The organism is Corynebacterium mendelii, from assembly GCF_017307055.1.
Classification (GTDB): domain Bacteria; phylum Actinomycetota; class Actinomycetes; order Mycobacteriales; family Mycobacteriaceae; genus Corynebacterium; species Corynebacterium mendelii.
This window is the reverse complement of sequence record NZ_JAFLEQ010000008.1, coordinates 250093-276404: the sequence shown is the minus strand read 5'-3', so window position 1 is coordinate 276404 and position 26312 is coordinate 250093. Positions and strand designations below refer to the sequence as shown.

Below are 26312 nucleotides of genomic sequence, written 5' to 3'. Positions count from 1 at the left end.
GGGGGATTTTCCGGACACTTTCCTTTTGGGGGCGACGGGCGGTGGGATCACCCGGGGACAGGCAGCCCGCACACACCCTTCGGCCCGGCGGGCAGACAAAGATTACCGGGTCAAATCCCCGGCACGGAAATCCGGGGTGGTGCAGCCCTGCGTGCCACCGCGCCGCGGCAGCCGCCGCCCACCACCGGTCAGCGGGACAGCTCCCGGGCCGCGTCGACGGCGAAGTAGGTGAGAATCTGCCCGGCCCCGGCGCGTTTGATCGACAGCAGTGATTCCATCATCACCGCCTGTTGGTCGATCCAGCCGTTGGCGCCGGCCGCCCGGATCATCGAGTATTCCCCGGAGACCTGGTAGGCGGCCACCGGCACCGGGCTGCGGTCAACCACCCGGGCGAGCACATCCAGGTAGGGCAGCGCCGGTTTGACCATCACGAAGTCGGCGCCTTCGGCGATATCCATGTCCACTTCCAGCAGCGATTCGGTGATATTGGCCGGATCCTGCTGGTAGGTGCGGCGGTCCCCGGTCAGGCTGCAGCCGACCGCTTCCCGGAAGGGGCCGAAGAAACTGGAGGCGTATTTGGCCGAGTAGGCCATGATCGCCACCGATTCGAAGCCCTCTTTGTCCAGGGCGGCGCGGATCGCGCCGATCTGGCCGTCCATCATTCCCGACGGGCTGACGATATGCGCCCCGGCCCGGGCCTGGGACAGCGCCATCCGGCAGTACAGTTCCACGGTGGCGTCATTGTCGACGACGGTGCGGCCGAAATGGTCGCCGGTGAGCACCCCGCAGTGGCCGTGGTCGGTGAATTCGTCCAGGCAGGTGTCGGCCATGATCATCACATCGTCGCCGAATTCGGTGTGCAGGCTGGCGATCGCCCGGTTCAAAATACCGTCGTCGGAAAAAGCCGCCGACCCGCGGTGGTCTTTGTCGGCCTGCTGCGGCACACCGAACAGATCCACGCAGCGCACCCCGGCTTCCAGGGCCTGGCTGACCGCGTATTTCAGGCTGTCGATGGTGTGCTGGTACTGCCCGGGCATCGCGCTGATCGGGTTTTTGTCCGCGATACCGTCGGCGACGAACATCGGATAGATCAGATCGTTGGCGGCAAGGGTCGTTTCAGCGACCATGTCCCGCATCGCCTGGTAGCCGCGCAGCCTGCGGGGCCGGCGCCGCGGGTAGCCGCCGGCGGGGGGAAACGGAGTGGTGGCCATAATCTTTTCTTTTACGCCCCTGTTCATCTTTTCTGGACCGGGTGCACCGGTGGCCGGAGACTGTTTTTTCCGGCCGGACCCTTTTCTACCCGCCGCGGGAGGTTTTTTCATCCCCCTCCCCCGGCGCGGGCGGCAGCAGTCCGGCCGGGGACAGCGGGGGCGTCAGGATTTTTTGTCGGCGCCGCCGCTGCGGCGGGCGCGGCGTTTCTTTTTCGGCGGCGGCAGCTGCCCGGCGGCCCGCAGCTGGGCGACATGGTCGGCCAACGCGTCCACCAGTTCGGCGACCCCGGCGGTGTCCGGCACCACATCCACCCGCAGGCCCAGTTCCTTGGCCGCGTCGGCGGTGGTGGGGCCGATACAGGAGATGATGGTGCGCTGGTGGGGTTTACCGGCGATACCGACCAGGTTTTTCACCGTCGACGGGGAGGTGAAGCACACCGCGTCGAAACCACCGGATTTGATCATTTCCCGGATTTCGGCGGCCGGCGGGGCGGCCCGGACTGTCCGGTAGGCGGTGATGTCGTCGACTTCCCAGCCCAGCTCCTGCAGGCCCTCCACCAGGGTGTCGCCGGCGATGTCGGCGCGGGGAAGCAACACCCGGCCGACCGGATCCAGATCCTCGTCGTAGTCGGGGAACACCTCCACCAGCCCGTGGGCGTTTTGCTGGTTCGGTTTCGGGGTCAGTTCCGGGGAGATTCCCAGCTGCCGGATTTCGGCGGCTGTTTTGTGCCCCACCGCGGCGATGCGCACCCCGGCGAAATCGCGGGCATCCAGACCGAAGTCGGCCATTTTGTCCCACAGGGCTTTGACCGCGTTGACCGAAGTGAGCACGATCCACTGGTAGCGGCCCTCGACAATGCCTTTGACGGCGCGTTCCATCTGCGCGGGATTGCGCGGCGGTTCGACCGAGATCGTCGGCACTTCCTGCGGGATCGCGCCGTGGGTGATCAGCCTGGTCGACATGGGTGCGGCCTGTTTTTTCGCCCGCGGAACCAGCACCCGCCACCCGTAGAGGGCCCGGTTTTCCCACCACGAGTATTTGGTGCGGTCATCCATGCTCAACCCGACGGCCACCACCAGGGAGCCGGGCAGATCGGCATCCAGTTTGCCCACCGTACCCAGCGTCAGGTCGTAGGTGCGCTGCAGGCGGGTGGTGCCGTTGACGGTCACCGACACCGGTGTGGTGGCCGCCAGGCCGCGCTCGGTCAGTTTCGCCGAAATCTCGGGCAGCTGCTCGCAGGTGGCCAGGAGCACCAGCGGGTGCGGGGCACGGGAGAGCTGGTCCCAGTCGACGGTGCCGCTGGTGATGTCGGTTTCGGTGTAGGTCGACCCCAGGGCGATGCCGGCGAACGCCGGGACGGTGGCCGGGACCGGCATACCGGGAACCACCTGGAAGTCGATGCCTGCTTGGGCGACGGCATCGATTTCGGCCAGCACCCGGTCGCTGTTGAGGGGGTTGCCGGTGACCAGGCGGATGGCGTCATTGCCGTCGGCGACAGCCTGTTTGAGTGTCTCGGCGACGTGGGCGGGATCGGCGTCGGCGTCAACCGGGCGGATATCGGCGGCGGTGGGCAGCGGCGGCCGCGGCGGTTTGCGCCGGGCACCGTCCTGTTTGGCTTTCTCGCACAGCTGCGCGTAGTCGGCTTCCGCCCGGTCGATGGTGGCCTGGGGGACGGCCAGATCACTGGCGACAAGATCAACCACCCCCGGGTGAACCTTCGGGTCGGTGACCGCGATGGCGGTATGCGCCAGCACCTCGCGGGCGCGGACCGTGATCAATTCCGGGTTGCCGGGGCCGGCGCCGACGAAGATGACTGTTCCCGGCGGCGGGGTGGGCACTGTCGTGGCCTGGCGGGCGGTGGTCATATGTCTTCTCGAAGCTTTCTACGCTTGGATTGTCGGTACAACCGGCGTGACGGTGGCGGGGGTGAACGTAAGCGGCGAGCAAACTAAACAGCCCGGGCCTGGACGGAAAAAACACCCCGTTGACCGGCCGACGGCCCGGTTGGTGCCTGCCGCACGCAGCCGGGGGACGACAAGGATCCTCCCCCGCGGCAACCGGTGCCAAAAACGCACCCGGGTTGCGGGTGCGCGGTCGCTGTGTGCTAGGTCAACGATAAAGCACCGAGGGGGGCAAAGAAAATCGCCGCCGCCGAAGCGGGTGGAATCTGCCGGTGGTTGTCACAGCCACTGCCCGCACCCGGCCGCCCGCAGCTCCTCGGCCACCAGGCCCGCCAGCCCTTCCGGATCAGCGGTGGTGCCGGTCAGTTTCACCCGCGCTTCACCGGCCCCGTCAGGCCCGGTCACCGCCGCGCACAGCAGCAGGCTGCCACGGGCGGTATCGGCAAAGGCGCAGGCCGCAACCGGGGAAGTGCATCCGGCACCCAGCCGGGCCAGCACCGCGCGCTCGGCCCGGGTTTCCACGGTGGCGCACTGGTCGGCCAGGCGGTCCAGCACCCCGGTCAACACGTGGTCATCAGCCCGGCATTCGACAGCCAGCGCCCCCTGGGCGGGAGCGGGGGTGAGTTCGTCGGGTGTGAAGATGTGGGTGGCGGTGTGTGCCCGCCCGCCGCGCAGCAGACCGGCATAGGCCAGCACCACCGCATCAAGCTCCCCGCCGGTGACTTTCCCGATCCGGGTGTCGATATTGCCCCGCAGCGGACGGACATCCAGGTCGGGGCGCAGTTTCCGCAGCTGGTTGACCCGCCGCGGCGCGGAGGTCCCCACACGTGCCCCGCGGGGCAGATCGGCAAGCCCCATCCCGTCGCGGGCGACCAGGGCGTCATGGCGCGGGGCGCGCACCGGCACCACCAGATGGAAGCGGGGATCAGCCGCGGAGGGCAAATCCTTGTACGAATGCACCGCACAGTCGACGGTGCCGTCGGCCATGGCCTCCCGCAGAGCCTGGGTGAACACCCCCACCCCGATGCGGTGCACCGGATCATGGTTGACATCCCCCGGGGTGGTCACCACCCGGGGGCGGATCGCCCCCGCCCCGGCGGCGGAAAGGCCGGCGATCACCGTCGACGTCTGGGCCATCGCCAGCACCGACCCCCGGGTGCCGACCCGGATGGCGGGGGCGTGAAGATCGGGGGCGGTGGCGCAGGGATCATCGGCGGGAACACTGTTCATCGGGTTATCGCAATCACTAGGGAAAAAGAGGACACGGACGAAACACACCACCCACCGCCGCGGGCCGGGCCCGCACGCCCGGGCTAGCGGCCCTGGCCCGCCGCCCGGGGATTGATCCGGTGGGCGGTGACGGTATGCCGGTGCTGCTGGTTGACGGTACGGCCCCGGTTGGCCATATCGGCCAGTTCATGGGCTTCCGCCTGGGCCACCGCACCGGTGAGGCTGACACTGCGGCCGGCACGGCCGCCACCTGAGTGCAGCAGGCTGGCCGGGTCGATGTGGATGAGGTTGTCGCTGTTGTGGGCGCGGCGTTCCGCCAGTCCGAACAGTTCCTGCAGGGCCGATTTGTAGCTCACCGACCCGGAATGGGCGGCCAGTTCCTTGACCCGGACGGTCGGCTGGTGCAGCAGCTTGTCGACAATGCGGTTGACGGTGCGTTCGACCTCCGCGCGCTCGGCGGGGGTGAGCGAGGGGGTTTTCTTGTCCAGCCGGGCAAGTTCGGAATCAACCAGTTCAGCGGCGTGACGGCGCAGCGCGGAGACCGCCGGAACCACATCGCGCACCCGCTGCGCGGACGAGTAGGCGCCCAGTTCCTCCGCCAGGATGGCGAGGGCTTTTTTCTGGCTGTCGGCGGTCGGGTCGGTGCGGGTGGCGTGCAGGTACTCAATATTGACGACCTCAATGCCGGGCCGGGCGGCCACCGAATCATCGATATCGCGGGGCATCGACAAATCGATGCACACCAGCGGCTTGTCCGCGCCGCGGCGCAGCGGCACATCGGCGGCGGCGACGGTAAACATTCCCGCCCCGCAGGCCGACACAATCAGATCCGCATCGCGGAACGCGGCGGCCCGGCTGCCCCAGTCGACAACGGTTGCAGGCACCCCGGCCTGCCGGGAATGCTCGGCGAGGGTGTCGGCCCGGGCGCGGGTCCGGTTGGCCAGCACCAGCGATCCCACGCCCAGCCGCCCCAGGTGGGTGGCGGCCAGCGACGCCATCGCCCCGGCCCCCAGCACCACAGCTGTTTTACCTTCAAGCGGGTTATGCCCCGACCAGCCGGTCACACGGCAGGCCTGGTCGAAAGCAAACGAGACCATGGACGCACCCTCATCGTCGATGGCGGTTTCGCTGTGCACCCGTTTGCCGGTGTGCAGGGCGCACTGGGCCAGCAGATGCAGGGATTTTCCGGCTGTCCCCAGCTCGTGGGCCTGCTGGTAGGCGGCACGCACCTGGCCGATGATCTGCTGCTCGCCGACAACCATGGAATCCATTCCGGCGGCCACGGCGAACAGGTGCTCGGCGGCGGCATCGGCGTAGCGGACATACAGATGGGAGCGCAGGGTGGTCGCATCCACCCCGGACAGCGAGACCAGCACCTCCACAATGTCGGTGACACCGGTGTGGAAGGAGCTGGTGACCGCATAGACCTCGACGCGGTTGCAGGTGGAGACCACCATCGCTTCGTCAACGGAGGCTTTGCCCACCAGCATCCGGCAGGCCTCGGCGCGGCGGGAAACATCCATGGTGGTTTTTTCCAGCACGGTCACCGGGGCCGAACGGTGGGACATCCCCACAATGAGCACACTCATGCGGTTACCTTCGCCTCGCCTTTCGTCTGGTTCTCCGCCGGGGGCGGGGTTGCCGGTGTTTTATTCATCGGTGACGGACACCACCCGCCACCAACCTTCAATCAGCCCGTGATCAACCAAAAGTATGATGCCAGCAATCAATCACAGTGCTTACAAACTTATCTCCCCCACCCACCGGTCACAACAAAGCATGGGCTAACTCATCCGGATCGCACTCCCAGCAGGCGAACTCCTCACCGTCGACGAGCACCACCGGAACCCGGTCCCCGAACTCCCCGGCGATCTCCGGATCATCGGCGGTGTCGATGACCTTGAAATCCCATCCCGCCCGGGCCACCACACCGCGGATGTCCCGCTCCACCCGCACACAGGAGCCACAGCCGTCACGCACGATCAATTCGACAGTCTTCACTAGGTGAACACCCTTTTTCTTTGTCTTGCCATCTCCTCCTGCAACCCTACCGGCCGGGCGGGCCAACCCCGCCCGGCACCACCGGCCGACCGCCGTATTCGGCCCACCGGTTTTTTCCGATAAGCTCGGCTGGACAGACACCGAATTTTTTGAAAAAAAGGTGGACTTGGTGCATGACAAACGCACCCCCACAAACCCCGAGTGAAGGTTGAAGCGTTACCCCCGTGGACCGTGCAAGCAACAATTCCCCCTACACCTCGCCGGAGGATTTCCTGGCCAACTGGACGCTCAACAGGGGCGGTTTGAGGCGGTTTTTCGAAGACGTCGCCCTGCCGCCCCTGGATGATGATTCCCAGAAGCAGGCCGGTGAAGCCGCCGCGGCAGCCGCGGTCGCCGAAGCGTTCAATCTTGATCTTGACGACTACACCCAGGGCATCGACACGGTGCGCGGCGCCTGGGAGGCCGCCGGTGCGCCGCATGTCTCCGACCCGGCTCCCGGGGTGGAACCCGATGCCGGGGCGGCCGCTTTTTTCGACGTCGACAACACGCTGATCCAGGGGGCCTCGATCATCGTCTTTGCCATGGGCCTGGCGAAAAGACGGTATTTCTCCCTCTCGGAAATCCTCCCGGTGGCCTACAAGCAGCTGAAGTTCCGTATCACCGGTTCCGAAAACGCCGCCGATGTCGCCGAGGGCCGCCGCCAGGCGCTGGAATTCATCAAGGGCCGGAAAGTCGACGAGCTGGTCGCCCTGTGCGAGGAAATCGTCGACGAGAATGTCAGCGACAAAATCTGGGAGGGCACCTGCCGGGCCGCCGAAGAGCATTTGGCCGACGGCCACCAGGTGTGGCTGGTCAGCGCCACCCCGGTCCATCTGGCCCAGATTCTGGCCAAACGGCTCGGGTTCACCGGCGCACTGGGCACGGTGGCCGAGGTCCATGACGGCCGTTTCACCGGCAGGCTGGTCGGCGATATTTTGCACGGCCCCGGCAAAGCCAAGGCGGTGGCCGCCCTGGCCACCGTCGAAGGGCTGGATTTGTCCCGCTGCACCGCCTACTCCGATTCCTTCAACGATGTGCCGATGCTGTCAATGGTCGGGGCCGCGGTGGCGATCAACCCGGACCGGAAACTGCGCCGGGAGGCCGACCGGCGGGGCTGGGAAGTGCGCGATTTCCGCTCCCTGCGCAAAGCGGTGCGCACCTTCGGGCTTCCGGCACTGATCACCGCCGCTTTCACCTGGGGCGGGTTGACCTGGATGAAAAAATAGCCCCCGTCCCGCCCGTTGGCCGGTTCCGGCCGGGCGGGGATACAGGGGGGCTGATACAAGCACAACGCGCACCTGACCACACTCCACCGGGGGTGAAGGATGATCGGTGCGCGCGCCGGCGGGGGTGTGTCACCACACTACCGGGAAGCTTACTTACCGAGTTTTCTGCGCTGGACGCGTGTGCGGCGCAGCATCTTGCGGTGCTTTTTCTTCGACATGCGCTTGCGGCGCTTCTTGATCACTGAACCCATGGGGTGTCCTCGCTTCGTGTTGCCTTAAAAATTTTTTTGCTTCCATGCAGCCCGTGGAAATCCTCCCGGCACGGCTGCTGACCGGGGACCGTCATACACGGCCAGGGCCACGGGCGCCGCGGCGCGGGGAGAGCCTCCCGGCGCATCACAGGATACGGCCACCCGGTGCCGTTGGCTGGTCACCGGCGTGCATTGTAGCCATAATACCGACGCAGCCGCCTGCGGCCAAAAGCATCACCTGTGACGCGGCCGCGGCCGCCGGCTCCGGATGCGTTACCCGACCTGGTAGTAGGACGAGTCCAAGTAGTCTTTCACCGCTTTTTCATGCACGCGGAAGGAACGCCCGACGCGCACGGCGGGAAGTTCACCGGAGTGAACCAGCCGGTACACCGTCATCTTCGACACTCGCATAATGTCGGCGACTTCGGCGACAGTAAGAAATGTTCCCTGGTCTTCGTTTGCCATTGTCAGTTAACCCTTCAGCACGCTTCGCGCTGCAGGCTTCCCCTCCCGCAGAGTAAACACGCGCGTGCTTGAACAAGCTTACCGTGATCGGTGTGACTGATGCGACCGGTGGGGTCGAATCCGTCCCCCGTCCAGCCCCCGCACCGGAGACGGAAACCGGTTGTTTCTGCAGGTGGATGCCGTTTTTCCGGGCGCACTCCCGGGGTGGGGACATCCCCGTTATCCACTGTTGCGCCCGAACAGTGCCGTCGGTGGTCAGCGGGGCGGGGCCAGTTGTGCGCCCAGTTCGGCGGAGCGGTGGGCGCAGGCCTGGGTGGCCCGGAACAGTGCCGCCCTGATGCCCGCTTCCTCCAGGGCGCGCACCGCGGCGATGGTGGTGCCGCCCGGGGAGCAGACATCATTTTTCAGCTCGACCGGCTCCTGGTCGGATTCTTTCATCATCGCCGCCGCGCCTTCCAGCGTGGAGATCACCAGTTCCCCGGCCAACTGGCGGTCAAGACCCAGGTTCACCCCGGCGTCGACCATTGCTTCGGCGACAAGGAACAGATATGCCGGGGAGGAACCGGACATGGCTGTCACCGCATCCATCTTGGATTCCTCGACCACGGCGACATCCCCGACGGTTTCCAGCAGTTCGGTGATTTTGTCGAGCTGGTCGTCGGAGACGAAGCGCCCGCGGGCCACCGCGGACATGCCGTGCCCGATGAGCATCGGGGTGTTGGGCATGACCCGCACGATTGGTGTTCCGGCGCTGACCACATCTTCCAGGGCCGCAATCGGGATTCCGGCGGCCATCGACACCACCAGGGTGTCGGAGTCGTTGGTGTCCAGTGTTGCGGAGACCTCCTGCAGAACCCGGACGGTGTCGGCGGGTTTGACACAGACAAACACCACGTCCATATCCGCCACAGCCGCCGCATTGTCGGTGAAGTGGGTGATGCCGTAGGTCTCCGTCAGCTCCCGGCCACGGTCACTGTCACGGTTGGTGACATGGATAGTGTTGGCCTGCTGGCCCCCGCCTATCAGTCCGGCCAGAAGGGCCTCGCCGATTTTTCCGCCGCCGAGAATAGCTGTTTTCATCATGGCCCCACCCTGCCACGAAAAAACGGCCGACGCACCTTCTTCCCCGTTGAAATAAGATGCCGGCCGCCGGCCGCTGCCGGGCGGCTGTGCGGCACAGCCACCCGGCGACAGTGGTGTTTTTTCTGTTTGTCCCGGTGCTTACCCCTACATGGCCACCACGGCCAGCGGGCCGAAGGTCACTGCCAGCCCGGCCAGGGCGGCAAGACCCATCGACAGGGTGTCTTTTTCGGTGCGCAGGGCATGCACCCCGCCGACGCAGCCCAGGGTGACCGCGAAGGCTAGGGCCGCGGTGACCCACACATTGAGGTTCTGCCACAGCAGTTCGAAGCCCTTGAAGATCACCACCGCCAGCACCAGGGCGACCAGAACCATGATCACAATCGAGATGGTCGACCGGGTGCTGTTCTCGTCTTCGTCGTCTTCGTCGTCGTCGACGGTGTCCGCCGCACTGTCGTCGGTGGTGGCGGGAACCGCCGCGGTTGTCCCCGGGGCCGCGGCCGCAGTCACGGCGGCGGTGGCATCGTCGGTGGCGGTTGCCGTAGCCGCGGGCGCGGACCCATCACCGGTGTCGGCGGCGGTGCCGCTGTCTGCCGCCGCGGCGGTGGAATCGGGGGCGGCTGCGGCCGACGCCTGCGCTGGAGTCACCGCCGGGAAGCTGCCGGTGGTCAGCTGCACCGGGTCTTTTTCATCGACCACATTCATTGTCAGCCGCGGGGCCGGGTCAGGTGAGGTGGTCTCAGTGCCGTCGACCGGGGTCTCCGGTTGTTCCGGGGTGGTCTCGGTGCCGTCGGCGTAGGCGCGCTGCGCTTTGGCGGCGGCAACGGCCTTGTCGAATGCGGAAGGAACCGCCGGCGGCGTCGCCGCGCCGGTGGCGGCGGCGGCCAAGGCGGCGGTCTCGGCGGGGGTCTCGGCGGCGGGGGCGGTGTCGGCTTCCGCGGTGGCGGCCGCCCCACTGTCGGTGGCGGCAGCCCCCGCATCTTCGGGGGTGCCGGCGGCAGGTGCGGTGTCACCGGCTGCCTGCTCGGCGGCGGGTGCGCCACCGCCGTCGGGGAAGGACCCGGCCCCCGGCAGCACTGCGGCAGATTCGGTGGTACCGGCGGCAGCGGTATCAGCATGGTCCGCCGCAGTGGTGGTCCCGGCCGCCGGATCACCGGTGCCGGTATCCGTAGCGGTGCCGGCAGCCGCGGTGGTGTCGTCATCGTCGTCGTCGGCGGCGTGCGCGGAGACATGCGGGGCTTCGTGGGCGCCGCGGGCGGGTTCGGCGTCGGTGGGGCCGGCCACCGGCGCGGCGAAGCCGCGGCGGGCCGCCAGTTCCGAGGCACTGATACGCGAGGCACTGTCCTCATCGTCGATTGGCTGGCTGGTGTGCCGGGAATCCGACGGTTTGTCTTTCACCGCCGGCAGCGAACCGGTTAATTCGGCCACAGACACGCCGCCCTCTTCCAGGGAGCGCCGACGGCGCCTGCGGGGCGCAGAGGCATCGTGGGTACCTTTTTGCTGCGCTGCGCGAGCCATCAGTTCCGCGACGGTGAGTTTCTTCTCGCTCATGTGCGCGTTCCTTTCCTATGACCTACGAGTTAAACACGGTTATCGGTCAATTGGTTGTCAATACGGCGTAAAATGACGCCTTCTCTGAGTGCCCAGGGACAAATCTGGAGCCTGTCGATGTCCAGGGCACGCATGGACGCCTCCGCGACGAGGGCACCGGCAACGATCTGGTGGGATCTGTTGGAGCTGACCCCCTCCAGTTCCGCGCGGTCGGCTGCAGTCATTCTCGATATGAACGCTATCAGCTGCCTCAACCCCGGTGCCGTCAAATAGCGAACGACACGCGGACCCGCCGAGGAGGGGGCCGCGCCGGTCAGGCGGGCCAGCGTGCGGAAGGTCTTGGATGTTCCGACCGCTTTCTGCGCCGGGCCGCACCTGCCGATCTGCCCTGCCGCCTCCGCCAATTCGGCATCAATATAGTCCCTGAGCAGGGAAATGGTCTTTTTCTCCGGGGGGTCGGTGTCAAACCACTGGTGGGTGAGCCGGTTGGCACCCAAATCCACGCTCTTGGCTACATCGGGCACTTCATCGGTGCCGGTGGACATCTCCAGCGAGCCACCCCCGATATCGAGATTGACGATCCTCCCGGCCGACCACCCGTACCAGCGGCGTACCGCCAGAAACGTCAGTTCCGCTTCCTCCTGCCCGGAGAGCACCTGCAGCAGCACGCCGGTTTCTTTTTCCACCAGATCAATGACTTCGTCACCGTTGGCCGCCGACCGGATCGCCGAGGTCGCTATCGGCACCAGTTCCTCGCAGCCGATGCGCCCGGCTATCGACTGGGCTTCCTTGACCCCCTTGAGCAGCCTGGATACCCCTTTGTCGTTGATTGCGCCGTCTTTGTCGAGATACTCGACAAGACGCATTGACGTCTTCCAATCGCTCATCGGGGTGGGATGGCCGCCGTGGCGGGCATCCACGCCCACGAGGTGGACAGTATTGCTGCCCACATCCAATACACCTAAACGCACACCACAAATGGTAATAGGTCTACTGTGTCCGGGTGTGAGCAACCCGAAGAAAAACCCCGGCCGCCCCTCGGGCACAGCTGTCAATCTCGGGTTCCCGGCCACCAGCCCGGCCGCCCGGTCGATTCGTGCGGGCGATGAATTGCCGCCGGGCCATGCCCGCCAATGGTTCGAATTCACCGACCCGGATGATCCGGAGCATGTGTTCACCATCGATTTAACCTGGGTGGAATCACACTATTCCTGCCGTTTCGGCACCGGGACCTGCCGTGGTATCGACCGGGACAACCCGGCCGCCGGCTGCTGCACCCACGGTGCTTTTCTATGCGATGACGACGACCGGCGGCAGCTCGCCGATGCGGTGGCCCGCATGGACCGCGCCCGGTTCTGGCAGAACTGCCCGGAACAGACCGGGGACTGGCTGCGCGGCCACCGGGCGGATCCGGACTGGGTAGAACCGTGGCTGGAATGGGATGAGCTGGAAACAGACGACGGGGAGATGGAACCGGCGTTGAAAACCACCGTGGTCGACGGGGTGTGCGTGTTTTCCAACCGCCCGGACTGGCCGACCGGCGGCGGCTGCGCGCTGCACCAGTGGGCGGTGGCTGCCGGGGAGGATTTGACCGTGGTGAAACCGGAGGTGTGCTGGCAGCTGCCGCTGCGCCGGCTCGAGGAGTGGGTTGACCGGGGCGATGGAACGGAAATCCTGAAAACCACCATCACCGAATACCAGCGCTACGGCTGGGGTGAGGGCGGGGAGGATTTCGACTGGTACTGCACCAGCGCCCCGGCCTGCCACACCACCACCGAGCCGCTGTATATCTCCGCTGCCGCGGAACTGTCGGCACTGCTCGGCCCGGCCGGCTACGCGATACTCAAACAGCACTGCCTGGAGCGTGCCCGGGCGCGGCAGATGATGCGGGCCACGGCCGGGGCCGACACCACCGATGAGGTCTTTGCCACCCATCCGGCCACGGTGGCCGCGCGCGGGCTGTCACCGGGTCACTGACGGCGGCAGCAGGGTGCCCGGCCCGGCCCGGGTGTTGTCAGTCCTCGAATTTGTAGCCCAACCCCCGCACGGTGACCAGATTGACCGGGTGGGAGGGGTTTTCCTCGATTTTGCTGCGCAGTCTTTTCACGTGCACGTCCAGTGTTTTGGTGTCGCCGACATAGTCCGCACCCCACACCCGGTCGATCAGCTGGGAGCGGGTGAGCACCCGTCCGGAGTTGCGCAGCAGATATTCCAGCAGGTCGAATTCTTTCAGCGGCATCTGCACATCCCGCCCGTCGACGGTGACGGTGTGGCGGTCCACATCCATGACCACCCGTCCGCCCGACAGCACCGCGGTGTCGTCGGCGTCGTCGGCGGCCTCGTCGGCGGCCTCGCCGCCGCGGCGCAGCACCGCCCGGATGCGGGCGATCAGCTCCCGGGAGGAATACGGTTTGGTGACATAGTCGTCGGCGCCGAGTTCCAGCCCGACGACTTTGTCGATCTCACTGTCGCGGGCGGTGACCATGATCACCGGCACCGAGGAGGTGGCGCGCAGTTTCTTGCACACATCGGTTCCCGACATGCCGGGCAGCATGAGATCGAGCAGCACAATGTCGATGCCGCCTTTGTCGAACTCGTCCAGGGCGGTGCGGCCGTCGCCGGCGATGACGACTTCGAAGCCTTCCTTTTTCAGCAGGAACGCCAGCGGGTCGGCAAGCGATTCTTCGTCTTCGACGATGAGGATGCGGGGCATGGGGATGGGTCAACCTTTCTCGGTACGCCGCATGACCGGCGCAGGGTCTTTCAGCATGATGGGTTCGGCCAGTTCCGGGGCCGCGGAATCGGTGATCGTGTCACCGGTGCCGCCGTCCGGGTCCGGCAGCGGCAACGTCAGGGTGAAGGTGGAGCCGGTGCCCGGACGCGACCACAGGGCGATGGAGCCGCCGTGGTTTCCGGCGACGTGTTTGACAATGGCCAGGCCCAGGCCGGTACCGCCGGTGGAACGGCTTCTGGCTTTATCGACCCGGAAGAAACGCTCGAAGACACGTTTCTGGTCTTCCGGGGCGATGCCGATACCGCGGTCGGTCACCCTGATCGACACCGATCCCCCGCGTTTGCCGGTGTCCGGGGGATTATGTGCCTGGGTGATCGAGACGGTGGTGCCGGTGGGCGAATAGTTCACCGCATTGCCCACCAGGTTCGATACCGCGGTGATCAGCAGTCCTTCATCACCCATGACGGTGGTTCCGGTGTTCTCGTCCCGGGTCAGCGTGATGTCGGCCTGGTCGGCGGCCAGCTGGTTGCGGACGATCGCTTCGTCGATGACCCGGTCGATGCCCACCGGCTGCATGTCGGGCAGCCGTTCGGCACCCTGCAGTTTCGACAGGCTGATCAATTCGTTGATCATGTCGGCCAGCCGGTTGGCTTCTTTGTTCAGTTTGGTGCCGAAGTAGGTGACGTGTTCGGGATCATCGGCGGCCTCCAGCAGGGCCTCGGCCAACAGCGCCATCCCGCCGACGGGGGTTTTCAGCTCGTGGGAGACATTGGCGACAAAATCCCGGCGCGCCGATTCCATGCGCACGTTTTCCGATTCGTCGGAGGAATAGATGATCACGAACCGCGGGTCAACCAAGGTCAGGGGTTTGATGTCGGCACTGACGGCCATCACCCGGCTGCCGTGCCGTTTGGCCGGCCCGGGCAGGCTGATGGTGCGCGGCTCATGGTCGTCGAAGACCCCGAGCACGTTGTCCCACACGTGTTCGGTCACGGCCCGCTCGTGGACGATGCCCATCTCGTGGGCTTTCGCATTCGACAGGATCACCGCCCCGTTTCTGGTCACCACCGTCACCCCGGCGGGGGATCCCTGGACGGCCAGATGCAGGATTTGCCCGATGGTCGACACCCGGTTGTCGGCGAGTGTTTTCGCCTGTTTGGTGCCGCGCACCCGCCGGGACACCGTATCCATCCAGGGCCTTGCCCATAAAGCGAGGAGAAAACCCGCGACAAGACCGGCGGTGGCGGCAACAAACATCCCGGTCTCCTTGACGTGCGGCGGGGTTTAGGCGGTGGGGGCAACTTCCGGCGGCGGCAAGCCGTCAACTGGCCAGACTGGCACAGTCAGGTGACCGGAACCTGAACTTTCGGTGACCGGTACCGAACGGCCGTGTGAAAAGTGTGGCACCCCGGCTGGAAGCCGGGGTGCCTGTGAATTGTCGGGTTACTTCGAACCCTGGCTGGCGACTGCTTTCGCGCCGGCGGCCGCGGCCTCCGGGTCGAGGTAGGTGCCGCCGGGGTTTGTCACCGTTCCGTCCGCGGCGATCTCGTAGACCAGCGGAATACCGGTGGGGATGTTCAGTCCGGCGATGTCCTCGTCGGAGATCCCGTCCAGGTGCTTGACCAGGGCCCGCAGCGAGTTGCCGTGGGCGGCGATCATGACGGTTTCGCCCTTCTTGGCGCGGGGCAGGATTTCTTCCTCGAAGTAGGGCACGAACCGGTCGACCACATCTTTCAGGCATTCGGTGGCCGGAACGTGATCCAGGTTGGCGTAGCGCGGATCATGGGCCTGCGAGTATTCGGCGTCATCGGCCAGCTCCGGCGGCGGGGTGTCGTAGGAGCGGCGCCATGCCATGAACTGGTCGTCGCCGTATTTGTCTTTGGTTTCGGCTTTGTTCAGGCCCTGCAGCGCACCGTAGTGGCGCTCGTTGAGACGCCAGTCGCGGATCACCGGAATCCACAGCCGGTCAGCGGCATCCAGTGCCAGGTGGGCGGTGCAGATCGCCCGGCGCAGCAGCGAGGTGTAGAGCACATCCGGCAGGATGTTCTTTTCCTTCAGCAGCTCGCCGCCGCGTTTTGCTTCGGCCTCACCTTTGTCGGTCAGTGCCACATCCACCCAGCCGGTGAACTGGTTGGAGGCGTTCCACTGGCTTTGGCCGTGGCGGAGCAGAATCAGTTTTCCATCAGTCATGGCTCCCATTGTTACACCAATCGGCCGGTGATGTCGGAAAACCGGGCCGGGACTAGAGTGCCCTCCGCCCACCTGAACTGCCGATACCGGCCGAAGGAAACCTTCGCCACACTGCCGCGGGCACACCCCTAGCCGGTGGCATCGCGGTCGCCGTCGGCCCCGGGGGTTTCCCCGCACACCCCGCAGTAGACGACCGCGGTTTTTTTCGCCGTCGCCGTCCACGACAACCCGGCGGCCCGCCGGGGGGCGTTTTCGGCCATTTCAACCCGCAGCCGGTCATCGACGAGCAGCCGGTACAGAGCATCGGCCCAGTCCTGCGGGTTGTGGCCGTCGACCAGGATTCCGGTCTGCCCGTCAGAAACCACAATCGGCAACCCCCCGGCGGCAGCCGCCACCACCGGGGTTCCGGCGGCCTGGGCTTCCACCGCCACCAGGCCGAAGGATTCGTTGTAGCTGGGAACCGCCACCACATCGGCCGCCCGGTAGATATCGACCAGCTCCTCCGGGGGGCGGGGATCATAGAAACGCACCACCGAGCCTAGCCCCGCATCCGCGGCCAGTTTCTTGTACTGCTCACCGGTGGCCTCCGGACCGGAAGCACCGCCGCAGACAACCACCTTCAACGGCAGGTCCGGATGCTGACCGACAAGCAGACCGGCGGCTTTGATCAGCACCTGCGGGCCCTTGAATTTCTGCAGCCGGCCGACAAAAGCCACCACCTTCGCGTTCAACGGCAACCCCAGCTCCCGGCGGCAGCGTTCGGTGGCCCGGTCGTTGCCGGGGGTAAACGTGCCGGTATCAGCCCCCGGGGCGATGACCGCGATCTTTTTGCCATCGGCGTCATAGTGGCGCAGCAGATTGTTTTTTTCTTCCTCCGTATTGACGATCAGGCGGGCCGCATTGTCGACGATCTGCTGTTCACAGATACGGCGGGCTTCTGATTCGGCGGTGTCGTCGGCGGCCCGGACCAGGTTTTTCACCGCCGCCAACGTATGGGCGGTATGCACCAGCGGCCGCTGCCACACATCCGACAACAGCCAGCCGACCTGCCCGGACAGCCAGTAGTGGGAATGGATCAGGTGGTAGTCGAGCCGGTGCTGCCGGGCAAACGCCCACACCCCGCCGGCAAAAGCCGCCAGCTGGGTGGGCAGTTCCTCTTTCGGCAGCCCCTCATAGGGGCCCGCCACCACATTGATCACCCGGTAGCCCTCACAGACCTCGACAACCTCCCCCAACGACGGCCGGGTCGCCCGGGTGTAGACGTCCACACTGTGCCCCAGACCGGCCAATTGCCGGGCCAGATTCGCGATATAGACATTCATCCCGCCGGCGTCCCCGCTGCCCGGCTGTGTCAGCGGCGAAGTATGCATGGAGATCATCGCGATACGCATGAGCCACACAGTAGGCGAAATCATGCCGACCCGCTCCCTGGGTGACCGCCCCGGCTGCGGGATGGCTAGGGTGGTGGGGACGCGGCGGTCAATAAGCAATCCCCAACTGCGTCAGAAGGCTTGATTTTATCCTCGTTCCGCCAACAGCAATCCTGCTTTACATCAGCATCAGGAGCCCCAGTGACTGACACCCCCCAACGCCCGGCCGATGAACCGGTGTGGCTTGATTCCTACGCCGAGTGGACACCCCACCACCTGGACTACGGCGACGACACGCTGCTCGACATCTATGACCGGAACCTGGCCGAACGCCCCGAAAAACCGGCCCTGTACTTTTTCGGACGCACCATCTCGGTGTCGGAAATGGACCGGCATGTCCGCCGGGCCGCGGCCGGCCTGCGGGCCTTCGGCGTGCGCCCCGGCGACAGGGTTGCGCTGGTGCTGCCGAACTGCCCGCAGCATGTGATCGCTTTCTGGGCCACCCTCAAACTGGGGGCCACAGTGGTCGAGCACAATCCGCTCTACACCCACCACGAGCTGCGCCACCCCTTCAACGACCATGGGGCACGGATCGCCATCTGCTGGGACAAAGTCGCGACCATGCTGGAAAAACTCCGCGACACCACCCCCCTGGAGACCATCATCTCGGTCAACATGATCGAGGCCATGCCGCGGCCCATGCGGTTCGCCCTGAACCTGCCGCTGCCGGGGATGAAGAAAAAACACGACAAACTCTCCGGGGCGGCCCCCAACACCGTGCCGTGGGAAGCCCTGGTCGGCAACGCCATCGGCGGCGACGGCAAAGATATCGACAACCCGGACAACAACACCACAGACGCCATCGCCCTGATCCTGTACACCTCCGGCACCACCGGTGTGCCCAAGGGGGCACAGCTGTCCCACGGCAACCTGGTGGCCAATATCCTGCAGGGCCGCTCCTGGGTGCCCGGCTTGGGTGATGACGACGAAATCATGCTCGCCGCGCTGCCGATGTTCCACGCCTACGGGCTGACAATGAACATCACCCTGTCGGTCCTGATCGGCGGTGAGGTGGTGCTGCTTCCCGCCCCCGATCTGACACTGATCATGCAGGTGATGAAAAAACACACCCCCACCTGGCTGCCCGGTGTGCCGACCCTGTACGAGAAAATCGTCGACACCGCCGAAGAAGTCGGCGTATCCCTGTCCGGTGTCGAAAACAGCTTCTGCGGCGCCTCGTCACTGCCGCCGCGGACTGTGGAACGCTGGGAAGAATTCACCGGCGGGCTGCTGGTCGAAGGCTACGGGCTGACCGAAACCGGACCGGTGATCGTCGGTAACCCCATGGACGGCAACCGGCGCCCCGGCTATGTTGGCATCCCCTTCCCCGACACCACCGTGATGATCGCCGACCCCGATGATCTGGACAGGGAACAGCCCCGCGGCGTGGAAGGTGAAATCCTGGTCAAGGGACCACAGGTCTTCCAGGGCTACCTCAACCAGCCGGAAGCAACAGCCGACGCTTTCCACAACGGCTGGTACCGCACCGGTGATGTCGGCGTCATGGAAGAAGACGGTTTCATCAAAATCGTCGCCCGCATCAAAGAAGTCATCATCACCGGCGGTTTCAACGTCTACCCCGTCGAGGTCGAAGAAGCACTGCTGGCCCACCCCGACGTCGAAGTCGCCACCGTGGTCGGCATGCCCCGACCCGACGGCAGCGAAAACGTCGTCGCCGCGGTGTCCCTGGTCGAAGGCGCCGCCATGGATCCGGAAGGACTCAAAGAGTTCTGCCGTGAGCGGCTGACCCGCTACAAGGTTCCGCGCACCTTCTACCACTTCGATGAAGTGCCCACCGACCAGATCGGCAAAGTGCGCCGCCGGGAGGTCCGCGACCAGTTGATCGAGCGCTACGGCTCCGAGGAAGACAAAGCAAGACTGGCCGCCGCCAAACACCGCAAAGACTAGCTTTGAAAAACCACCCGGCCACATGGGTATCCCGTCTCCCGGACACCACGTATGCTGGGAGACAATCCCCCGGGAAAACATCCAACTGAATAAAGTAAAGTAAATTCCTGCTTCACTCCTGCATTTCTGCAGGTAAAGAAGTGTTGTCCCCGCGTGAGCGGGGCTGATCCCTTTTTCTGTAGGTCCATCAGGCTCGTCGCGCCGTTGTCCCCGCGTGAGCGGGGCTGATCCTAGCAAGCGGTAGCGTACCTATGGCGTAATTTGGTTGTCCCCGCGTGAGCGGGGCTGATCCGCAGGCCGGGAGCTTTCCAAGGGGGAGAGGAGGGTTGTCCCCGCGTGAGCGGGGCTGATCCCAATCACCCCGCTTCCGGTAATCAAAACCCCACGTTGTCCCCGCGTGAGCGGGGCTGATCCCGGGGAAAAGACGACCCGCTGGATCGTGAATCGGTTGTCCCCGCGTGAGCGGGGCTGATCCCCAGAAGGTCGATTGGCAGGCCACGGCCGGTTTGTTGTCCCCGCGTGAGCGGGGCTGATCCCCTGATGCAGCAGGACACGAAGGCGCTGCGTGTGTTGTCCCCGCGTGAGCGGGGCTGATCCGCAGTGGGTGACTCCGCCACGGTGAAGTGGATCGTTGTCCCCGCGTGAGCGGGGCTGATCCTATCGGCATCAACATGACCAGCAATGCAATTGCGTTGTCCCCGCGTGAGCGGGGCTGATCCTTCGGGGGCATCAACAAGGTTGCCTTCGAAAAAGTTGTCCCCGCGTGAGCGGGGCTGATCCCGCGGCATGGCAGAGACCCGGGACAGCACCGGCGTTGTCCCCGCGTGAGCGGGGCTGATCCCGCGGCATGGCAGAGACCCGGGACAGCACCGGCGTTGTCCCCGCGTGAGCGGGGCTGATCCCCTTTGACGCTGTGATGTGCCGGTGCCAGTCCGGTTGTCCCCGCGTGAGCGGGGCTGATCCTGTCGGATTGCATTTGGGATGTGGTCCGATCTTGTTGTCCCCGCGTGAGCGGGGCTGATCCTGTGTGCCGGGTCGGGAAGGTTGGGGTCTTCGGGTTGTCCCCGCGTGAGCGGGGCTGATCCCGTCCCGGCGGGTTCCACCGATCAGGGTCGCAGGTTGTCCCCGCGTGAGCGGGGCTGATCCTTTTTAGTTGACGGTTGGCTAGTTGTACGGTTAGTTGTCCCCGCGTGAGCGGGGCTGATCCCGATGCGAAGGCCACGGCCGAGCAGGTAGAGGCGTTGTCCCCGCGTGAGCGGGGCTGATCCTTTTCTCCTTATACGTCAGCGGACGGGAAAGGAGTTGTCCCCGCGTGAGCGGGGCTGATCCCCTGCACAATCGCATGATCCCGCGGTTGCAGGCGTTGTCCCCGCGTGAGCGGGGCTGATCCTAGTGATACTGCCGTCACGGGATACTGCCGGGTGTTGTCCCCGCGTGAGCGGGGCTGATCCTTCGACACCAGCAACGTCATGGCCGGAATCGAAGTTGTCCCCGCGTGAGCGGGGCTGATCCCCGCTGCGGGTGGGGCCTGAAACCACCACGGAGGTTGTCCCCGCGTGAGCGGGGCTGATCCGGTGATCTGCTTGGTGGTGGCGGTGGTGGTCATGTTGTCCCCGCGTGAGCGGGGCTGATCCGCACCTGGCCGACAACCGGATCCGGGTCCACCGGTTGTCCCCGCGTGAGCGGGGCTGATCCTGAAATCCGCCCCCTGGCCTACGACGGCGCAAGGTTGTCCCCGCGTGAGCGGGGCTGATCCCCTGGATTTCGTGCTCATCGGTCAGGTGATCGCGTTGTCCCCGCGTGAGCGGGGCTGATCCGCTCGGCGGTCACCGCGGCCAATTCGCGGGGCTGTTGTCCCCGCGTGAGCGGGGCTGATCCCACGTCGGAGGGCCAGGACAGAGGATTTGTATCGTTGTCCCCGCGTGAGCGGGGCTGATCCGGTTCCGTCCGGCAGCTGGATCGCCGTATGCCCGTTGTCCCCGCGTGAGCGGGGCTGATCCGAATGCATTAAAGCAAAAGAATACGCTGAAAAAGTTGTCCCCGCGTGAGCGGGGCTGATCCCCATCTTTCCCAGAACTCAGCACGCCAAGCAGTGTTGTCCCCGCGTGAGCGGGGCTGATCCCCAATCGGCATTCAGTAGATGGAAAGCAGGTGCGTTGTCCCCGCGTGAGCGGGGCTGATCCCCGGTCGGCCACCGTCCACTGAGGGATTGAGAGGTTGTCCCCGCGTGAGCGGGGCTGATCCCAGCTGATAGCGCAATACCGCACGATGCCGGGAGTTGTCCCCGCGTGAGCGGGGCTGATCCTATCCAGTAGGCCCTGTCCCGTGACTGTGGCACGTTGTCCCCGCGTGAGCGGGGCTGATCCGGAACGGATCCCATCGAACCCGCGACACCGCGAGTTGTCCCCGCGTGAGCGGGGCTGATCCGATAAAAGATAAGCAGCTGAACACGGCGTGGATGTTGTCCCCGCGTGAGCGGGGCTGATCCCAGCGTGTGCGGGAGCTGATCAAACGCTCCCTGGTTGTCCCCGCGTGAGCGGGGCTGATCCTCGCTGGCATACGGGAGGACGAGCGGCAGCGCTGTTGTCCCCGCGTGAGCGGGGCTGATCCCCAAGACTGGGGCACACGCTGGGAGAAACAGCGGTTGTCCCCGCGTGAGCGGGGCTGATCCTTCTTCTAGCGTGGCACTCGACCCGCGTACCGTGTTGTCCCCGCGTGAGCGGGGCTGATCCCGTCTTTGCTGCTCTTTTCGCCGCCGAAGCCGAGTTGTCCCCGCGTGAGCGGGGCTGATCCCACAACACACATGAAGGAAACACACATGACACAGTTGTCCCCGCGTGAGCGGGGCTGATCCAAAGACAGGGATGGGCTACGTAAGGAAATCGACGTTGTCCCCGCGTGAGCGGGGCTGATCCGCTGCTCCGAAATCACAGCACCGACCCCGACTGGTTGTCCCCGCGTGAGCGGGGCTGATCCCTGGTTTTCCCCGCCGGGGTTGTCCACACCAGGTTGTCCCCGCGTGAGCGGGGCTGATCCCCTACGCTCATGTCATGCCGGGAGATGACCAGCGTTGTCCTCGCGTGAGCGGGGCTGATCCGTTATCGCCGAGGGCCCGGCGCGCATCCGCGGTGTTGTCCCCGCGTGAGCGGGGCTGATCCCTCGTTGTACTCGTTGGCGGAAAGCCCCACGGCGTTGTCCCCGCGTGAGCGGGGCTGATCCATCCTCCCCCTCAACGGCAGACTGCGTACTAGCGTTGTCCCCGCGTGAGCGGGGCTGATCCTGATGACCAGGTCCGACTGTTCGCCATGCAGTTGTTGTCCCCGCGTGAGCGGGGCTGATCCCAAGCGCTTGGAGAAAGTGGAGGAAAAAGCCGCGTTGTCCCCGCGTGAGCGGGGCGGCCCTCGCTTTTCCGCCAGGTAGTTTTCGGCTCAGGACGCTTGGGCGTCGTTGATGCCGGTCCCGATCCATACAGGTTCCGGCACCAGTTCAACGCCCAGGCGGGCTTTCACACCGTCACGGATTTCCCGGGCAAGGGCCGCGATGTCGGCTGTGGTGGCCCGTCCCCTGTTGGTCAGGGCGAGTGTGTGTTTGGTCGACAGTGTGGCCGGGCCTTTTCCGGGGTACCCCTTCGGGTAGCCGGCCCGTTCAATCAACCATGCGGCCGACAGTTTCACTTTCCCGCCGGGGGCGGCGAAACGGGGCATGGTTGATGATTCTTTCTCCCCGTGCAGCGCTGCCACTTTGTCAGCGGCCAGGTCTGCCACATGCTCATCGACGATCGGATTGGTGAAGAAGCTTCCGGCCGACCAGGTGTCGTGGTCGCCACTGTCGAGCACCATCCCTTTGCCGCGGCGCAGATCCAGTACCGCCTGCCGGACTTCAGCCACCGGGAAGCGCAGTGTCTTCGCGCCTGTGGAAGCGGGATCTTTCTCCGCCCCCAGGCGCCGGGCGAGTTCCCCGTAGCGCAGTGGCGCCGACAACCCGTCGGTGGACAATTTCAGTTCGATTGCGCACACCACCCCGCGGGCGGTGTGTTTCAGGTTCGAGTACCGGTAAGCCAGATCCAGATCCGCCGCCGGAACCCACGACAGGGTGCGGTTTTCCCGGTCGTAGAGTTCCACGGAAACAAGCACATCGGCGATCTCCGCACCGTAGGCGCCGACGTTTTGCACCGGTGTGGCACCGGCTGATCCGGGGATTCCCGACAGTGCTTCGATGCCGCCGAGGCCTTTGCCTACTGCTGTGGCAACAACGTCGTCCCATGTGGCCCCGGCACCGGCAATCACTGTCCCGCTTGCACAGTCGACATGCAGCCCGGTGTCGGCGGCGATCACGGCGACCACATCAAGTTCGCCGTCAGCGACCACCATGTTTGATCCGCCACCGACCACCACACACTTTTTTCCCGCCGCATCCACCAGGCCCACCGCTGTGGCCAGTGCTTCGGCTGTCCGGCATCTGACGGCGAGCCGCGGTGCGCCCCCACAGCGCAGTGAGGTGGCTGAAGCGAAGGTGAAATCGGGGTCGAAGGACAGATCCCCGACTGTACGCAGGGCTTCTTCCAGCTTGTCAGGGGGGATTTCGGCGGGCGTATCCACGGGGGTGGCTGGGCTGTGGGGCGACGGGGTGTGGGACATGATGATCGGCCTGAATCCTAATGCGCGTAACTGGGACGTGACATACAAAACCGGTAGTGTTGTTGCCATGTCGAAGCGTACAGAACACACCGTATCTATTCCGTTCCCGCCCGCCAAGGTTGCCGAAGCCTTCCGGAACAAGGAGTACTGGGAGTACAACGTCAAAAACCTCTCCACCGAGCCGGGCGAGGTGCACGAGTTCACTGAGGGCGAGAACACCTGTGAGGCAGTCCTCTACGAGGTCATGCCGATGGAACTTCTTCCCGAGGCGGTGCAGGCCATGGTCAGCCATTCGCTGAAGATCAAGCGGGTTGTCTCCTGGAACGACCTCGACGGGGATTCGTTCTCCGGGCATTTCAATGCCGATGTCAAGGGCGCCCCGGTCGAGTTCAAGGCCGATATGTCGCTGTCCGGTGACGAGAACTCCACCACCATTTCCTACGCCAACGAAGTCACCGTCAACATTCCGTTCATGGGTTCCGCCATTGAGCCGAAGGTGGCTGACGCCCTGGCTGAGCTGTCGAAGAAGGAAGCCGACCTGACCGCCGACTTCATCCGCAACAACTCCTAGAAAAATATCGGTATCGCCGGGCCGCCTGCTGGTGGCCCGGTTTTCGTGTTCACCCGGCAAAAACGCCCCACCGGCAGATTCCGGGTTGTCACGGTTTTCCCGCCGTCCCCTTTTTTCTTTTTCAACCAGCCGATCTCCCATGGCCGACCATTCCCACAATATGAAAGCCCGGTTTTCCACCACCGGGCCGATTGGTGTTGCCACCCGGGGGACCACGAACACCAACCGGCTGCGCAAAGCCGATCGCTGGATGATCCACCATCCGGATATCCGTCGGCTGCTGTTGACCGCGCCACGGCCTGTGGCGGTGGATGTGGGCTACGGTGCCAGCCACACCACCACCTGCGAGTGGGCGGCCAGACTCCGGACGATCCGGGCCGATATTGCGGTGACAGGTCTGGAAATCCATCCCGACCGGGTACTTCAGCCCCGTGACGGGGTGACTTTCGCTTTGGGTGGATTCGAGCTGGCGGGTCTTCGCCCGCAACTGGTGCGGGCATTTAATGTGCTGCGCCAGTATGACGTCGACCAGGTCTACCGGGCCTGGGAGACGGTGACCTCGAATATGGATCGCGGCGGGCTGTTTGTGGAAGGCACCTGTGATGAGATCGGCAGGCGGGCAACCTGGATTCTGCTCGACCGCACCGGACCGGTATCGCTGTCTTTGTGCTGGGATCCGCATGATGTGGATGTCCCGTCCCGGATCGCCGAACGGCTGCCGAAAATTCTCATTCATCTCAACACTCCCGGAAACCGTATTCACCGGGTGCTGTCGATGATGGATGACGCCTGGCAGGTGGCTGCCCCGCTGGCCCCGTTCGGCCCCCGGGTGCGCTGGCGGGAAGCACTGCGCATTCTTCACGACCGCGGGCTGGAGTTCACCGCCCAGCGGCGGGTGTTGCGCGACAACCAGATCACCCTGCCCTGGCACGAGGTGGCACCGCTGTAGCCGCCAGCCGGTGCCACCCGGGCGGTGACTGTTTTTTTAAGTGGATGCTGACACCTGTGGAAACCGGGGGAAGATGACAGCGGCGGATCATTCGTGAAGACTGGACCGCACTATGAAAAAGTCCGTCTCCTCCATTATCTGGACCATCCTCCTTGTCATCCTCGTGCTGATCATTGCCGGCGGGGCGCTGGCCGAGTTCGGTCTGCGGCACTACATCGGCAACCAGCTGAAAAGCTCCTACGCCCAGCAGGCGACCGCCACCGGTGCCGCCACCGAGGCTGAGCCGTCAATCGAATTCTCGGCGACACCGCTGCTGTTTTCGGTCGCCACCGGCTCTGTGCCGCATGTGGCGGTCGACACCCCGTCCACGCTGTCGATCACCTATCCGCAGGGCGCGGATGGTGCACCGGTCATCGAGGGTATGCCCGCCGCGACAGTGACCATCGACAATTTGGATATCAGTGATCCAAACGCCCCGATCGCCGAGTCACTGACCGTGGATACGGCTGTGCCGGACACCTTCATTCTGGCGCAGATCCAGCAGGCCATGGCCGAGCAGACAGCCGGGGACGATGATGGTTTCGGCGCGCAGCTTTTCAGAAACCTGGTCAAAGTCACCGACGTCAACGCCAACGCCGCCACCGGCAATCTTGATGTGGTGTTCACCAACGGTGCCGCCGTGCTGAGCCTCAAGCCCGAGGTCGCCAAGGGGAATATGACCTTCACCGCCGACAATGCCTCGATTTTGGGGTTTGATCTTCCCGAATCCGTCTCCACGGTGATCACCGACGCGATCGGCAAACAGTCCGCCGATATGGCCGCCACCGGAATGGAGATCGTCTCCGCGACTGTCGGCGACGACGGCCTGGGGTTGACCCTGCACGGCAGCAACGTCAATATCAACACCATTGACACCACCTACTGACCACCCCGAGGA

The 26312-nt window shown here is 65.2% G+C and carries 21 protein-coding genes and 1 CRISPR repeat array; of the genes, 6 read left to right on the top strand and 15 right to left on the bottom strand.

Going from position 1 to position 26312, the window contains the following annotated elements:
• Window positions 1-188: 188 nt before the first annotated feature.
• From hemB to JZY06_RS04480, 5 genes are all read right to left on the bottom strand, one after another.
• Window positions 189-1211, bottom strand: a complete 1023-nt coding sequence (gene hemB, locus JZY06_RS04500) for a porphobilinogen synthase (RefSeq protein ID WP_207118618.1) — start codon at window positions 1209-1211, stop codon at window positions 189-191.
• Between the two features lie 162 nt (window positions 1212-1373).
• The gene (locus JZY06_RS04495) at window positions 1374-3077 is read right to left on the bottom strand and encodes a bifunctional uroporphyrinogen-III C-methyltransferase/uroporphyrinogen-III synthase (protein WP_207118616.1); all 1704 of its coding nucleotides are present in this window, start codon (window positions 3075-3077) and stop codon (window positions 1374-1376) included.
• A gap of 315 nt (window positions 3078-3392) precedes the next feature.
• Window positions 3393-4343 (bottom strand): hydroxymethylbilane synthase, encoded by a 951-nt coding sequence (gene hemC, locus JZY06_RS04490; protein ID WP_207118614.1) that lies wholly within the window; start codon window positions 4341-4343, stop codon window positions 3393-3395.
• A gap of 83 nt (window positions 4344-4426) precedes the next feature.
• The gene (locus JZY06_RS04485) at window positions 4427-5932 is read right to left on the bottom strand and encodes a glutamyl-tRNA reductase (protein ID WP_207118611.1); all 1506 of its coding nucleotides are present in this window, start codon (window positions 5930-5932) and stop codon (window positions 4427-4429) included.
• Window positions 5933-6110: 178 nt separating this feature from the next.
• Window positions 6111-6344, bottom strand: a complete 234-nt coding sequence (locus JZY06_RS04480) for a glutaredoxin family protein (protein ID WP_207118609.1) — start codon at window positions 6342-6344, stop codon at window positions 6111-6113.
• A 224-nt stretch (window positions 6345-6568) separates the two neighbouring features.
• Here JZY06_RS04480 and JZY06_RS04475 point away from each other — a divergent pair, with 224 nt between their 5' ends.
• A complete protein-coding gene (locus JZY06_RS04475; protein WP_330617115.1) occupies window positions 6569-7609 on the top strand; it encodes an HAD family hydrolase in 1041 nt (346 codons plus the stop codon).
• A 149-nt stretch (window positions 7610-7758) separates the two neighbouring features.
• Here the strand turns inward: JZY06_RS04475 and JZY06_RS04470 are convergent, their stop codons facing one another.
• The 5 genes from JZY06_RS04470 to JZY06_RS04450 form a co-directional block, all read right to left on the bottom strand.
• Window positions 7759-7860 (bottom strand): 30S ribosomal protein bS22, encoded by a 102-nt coding sequence (locus tag JZY06_RS04470; protein ID WP_003855542.1) that lies wholly within the window; start codon window positions 7858-7860, stop codon window positions 7759-7761.
• 273 nt (window positions 7861-8133) lie between these two features.
• Entirely contained in the window at window positions 8134-8325 is a 192-nt protein-coding gene (locus tag JZY06_RS04465; protein ID WP_207118607.1) for a helix-turn-helix domain-containing protein, read from the bottom strand.
• A gap of 255 nt (window positions 8326-8580) precedes the next feature.
• Entirely contained in the window at window positions 8581-9408 is an 828-nt protein-coding gene (gene proC, locus JZY06_RS04460; RefSeq protein WP_207118605.1) for a pyrroline-5-carboxylate reductase, read from the bottom strand.
• Between the two features lie 144 nt (window positions 9409-9552).
• Window positions 9553-10956, bottom strand: a complete 1404-nt coding sequence (locus JZY06_RS12195) for a hypothetical protein (RefSeq protein WP_242516651.1) — start codon at window positions 10954-10956, stop codon at window positions 9553-9555.
• Between the two features lie 29 nt (window positions 10957-10985).
• On the bottom strand, window positions 10986-11927 hold the full coding sequence (locus JZY06_RS04450; RefSeq protein WP_207118603.1) for a Ppx/GppA phosphatase family protein: 942 nt from the start codon (window positions 11925-11927) through the stop codon (window positions 10986-10988).
• A gap of 34 nt (window positions 11928-11961) precedes the next feature.
• Here JZY06_RS04450 and JZY06_RS04445 point away from each other — a divergent pair, with 34 nt between their 5' ends.
• A complete protein-coding gene (locus JZY06_RS04445; protein WP_330617085.1) occupies window positions 11962-12933 on the top strand; it encodes a hypothetical protein in 972 nt (323 codons plus the stop codon).
• 37 nt (window positions 12934-12970) lie between these two features.
• Here the strand turns inward: JZY06_RS04445 and JZY06_RS04440 are convergent, their stop codons facing one another.
• The 4 genes from JZY06_RS04440 to mshA all read right to left on the bottom strand — a co-directional run bounded on the left by JZY06_RS04440 (window position 12971) and on the right by mshA (window position 17271).
• Window positions 12971-13669, bottom strand: coding sequence for a response regulator transcription factor (locus tag JZY06_RS04440; RefSeq protein WP_207118601.1), 699 nt, complete (start codon window positions 13667-13669; stop codon window positions 12971-12973).
• Between the two features lie 9 nt (window positions 13670-13678).
• Entirely contained in the window at window positions 13679-14947 is a 1269-nt protein-coding gene (locus JZY06_RS04435) for a sensor histidine kinase (protein ID WP_207118599.1), read from the bottom strand.
• Window positions 14948-15133: 186 nt separating this feature from the next.
• The gene (locus JZY06_RS04430) at window positions 15134-15880 is read right to left on the bottom strand and encodes a phosphoglyceromutase (RefSeq protein WP_207118597.1); all 747 of its coding nucleotides are present in this window, start codon (window positions 15878-15880) and stop codon (window positions 15134-15136) included.
• A gap of 128 nt (window positions 15881-16008) precedes the next feature.
• A complete protein-coding gene (gene mshA, locus JZY06_RS04425; RefSeq protein WP_207278739.1) occupies window positions 16009-17271 on the bottom strand; it encodes a D-inositol-3-phosphate glycosyltransferase in 1263 nt (420 codons plus the stop codon).
• Between the two features lie 180 nt (window positions 17272-17451).
• On the opposite strand from mshA, the gene JZY06_RS04420 reads away from it, so the two are divergent.
• Window positions 17452-19218, top strand: coding sequence for a long-chain-fatty-acid--CoA ligase (locus JZY06_RS04420; protein ID WP_330617083.1), 1767 nt, complete (start codon window positions 17452-17454; stop codon window positions 19216-19218).
• 142 nt (window positions 19219-19360) lie between these two features.
• A CRISPR array of direct repeats spans window positions 19361-22620; the repeat unit is 28 nt; unit sequence GTTGTCCCCGCGTGAGCGGGGCTGATCC.
• Window positions 22621-22646: 26 nt separating this feature from the next.
• On the opposite strand, the gene JZY06_RS04415 is transcribed toward JZY06_RS04420, so the two are convergent.
• Window positions 22647-23855, bottom strand: coding sequence for a UDP-N-acetylmuramate dehydrogenase (locus JZY06_RS04415; RefSeq protein ID WP_207118595.1), 1209 nt, complete (start codon window positions 23853-23855; stop codon window positions 22647-22649).
• Between the two features lie 67 nt (window positions 23856-23922).
• Between JZY06_RS04415 and JZY06_RS04410 the strand changes: the two genes are divergently transcribed.
• The 3 genes from JZY06_RS04410 to JZY06_RS04400 all read left to right on the top strand — a co-directional run bounded on the left by JZY06_RS04410 (window position 23923) and on the right by JZY06_RS04400 (window position 26300).
• Entirely contained in the window at window positions 23923-24426 is a 504-nt protein-coding gene (locus JZY06_RS04410) for a DUF2505 domain-containing protein (protein WP_207118593.1), read from the top strand.
• 139 nt (window positions 24427-24565) lie between these two features.
• Entirely contained in the window at window positions 24566-25375 is an 810-nt protein-coding gene (locus JZY06_RS04405) for a class I SAM-dependent methyltransferase (RefSeq protein ID WP_207118591.1), read from the top strand.
• A 112-nt stretch (window positions 25376-25487) separates the two neighbouring features.
• Window positions 25488-26300: an LmeA family phospholipid-binding protein gene (locus tag JZY06_RS04400; protein ID WP_207118589.1), complete on the top strand. Its 813-nt coding sequence runs from the start codon at window positions 25488-25490 to the stop codon at window positions 26298-26300.
• Window positions 26301-26312 lie beyond the last annotated feature (12 nt).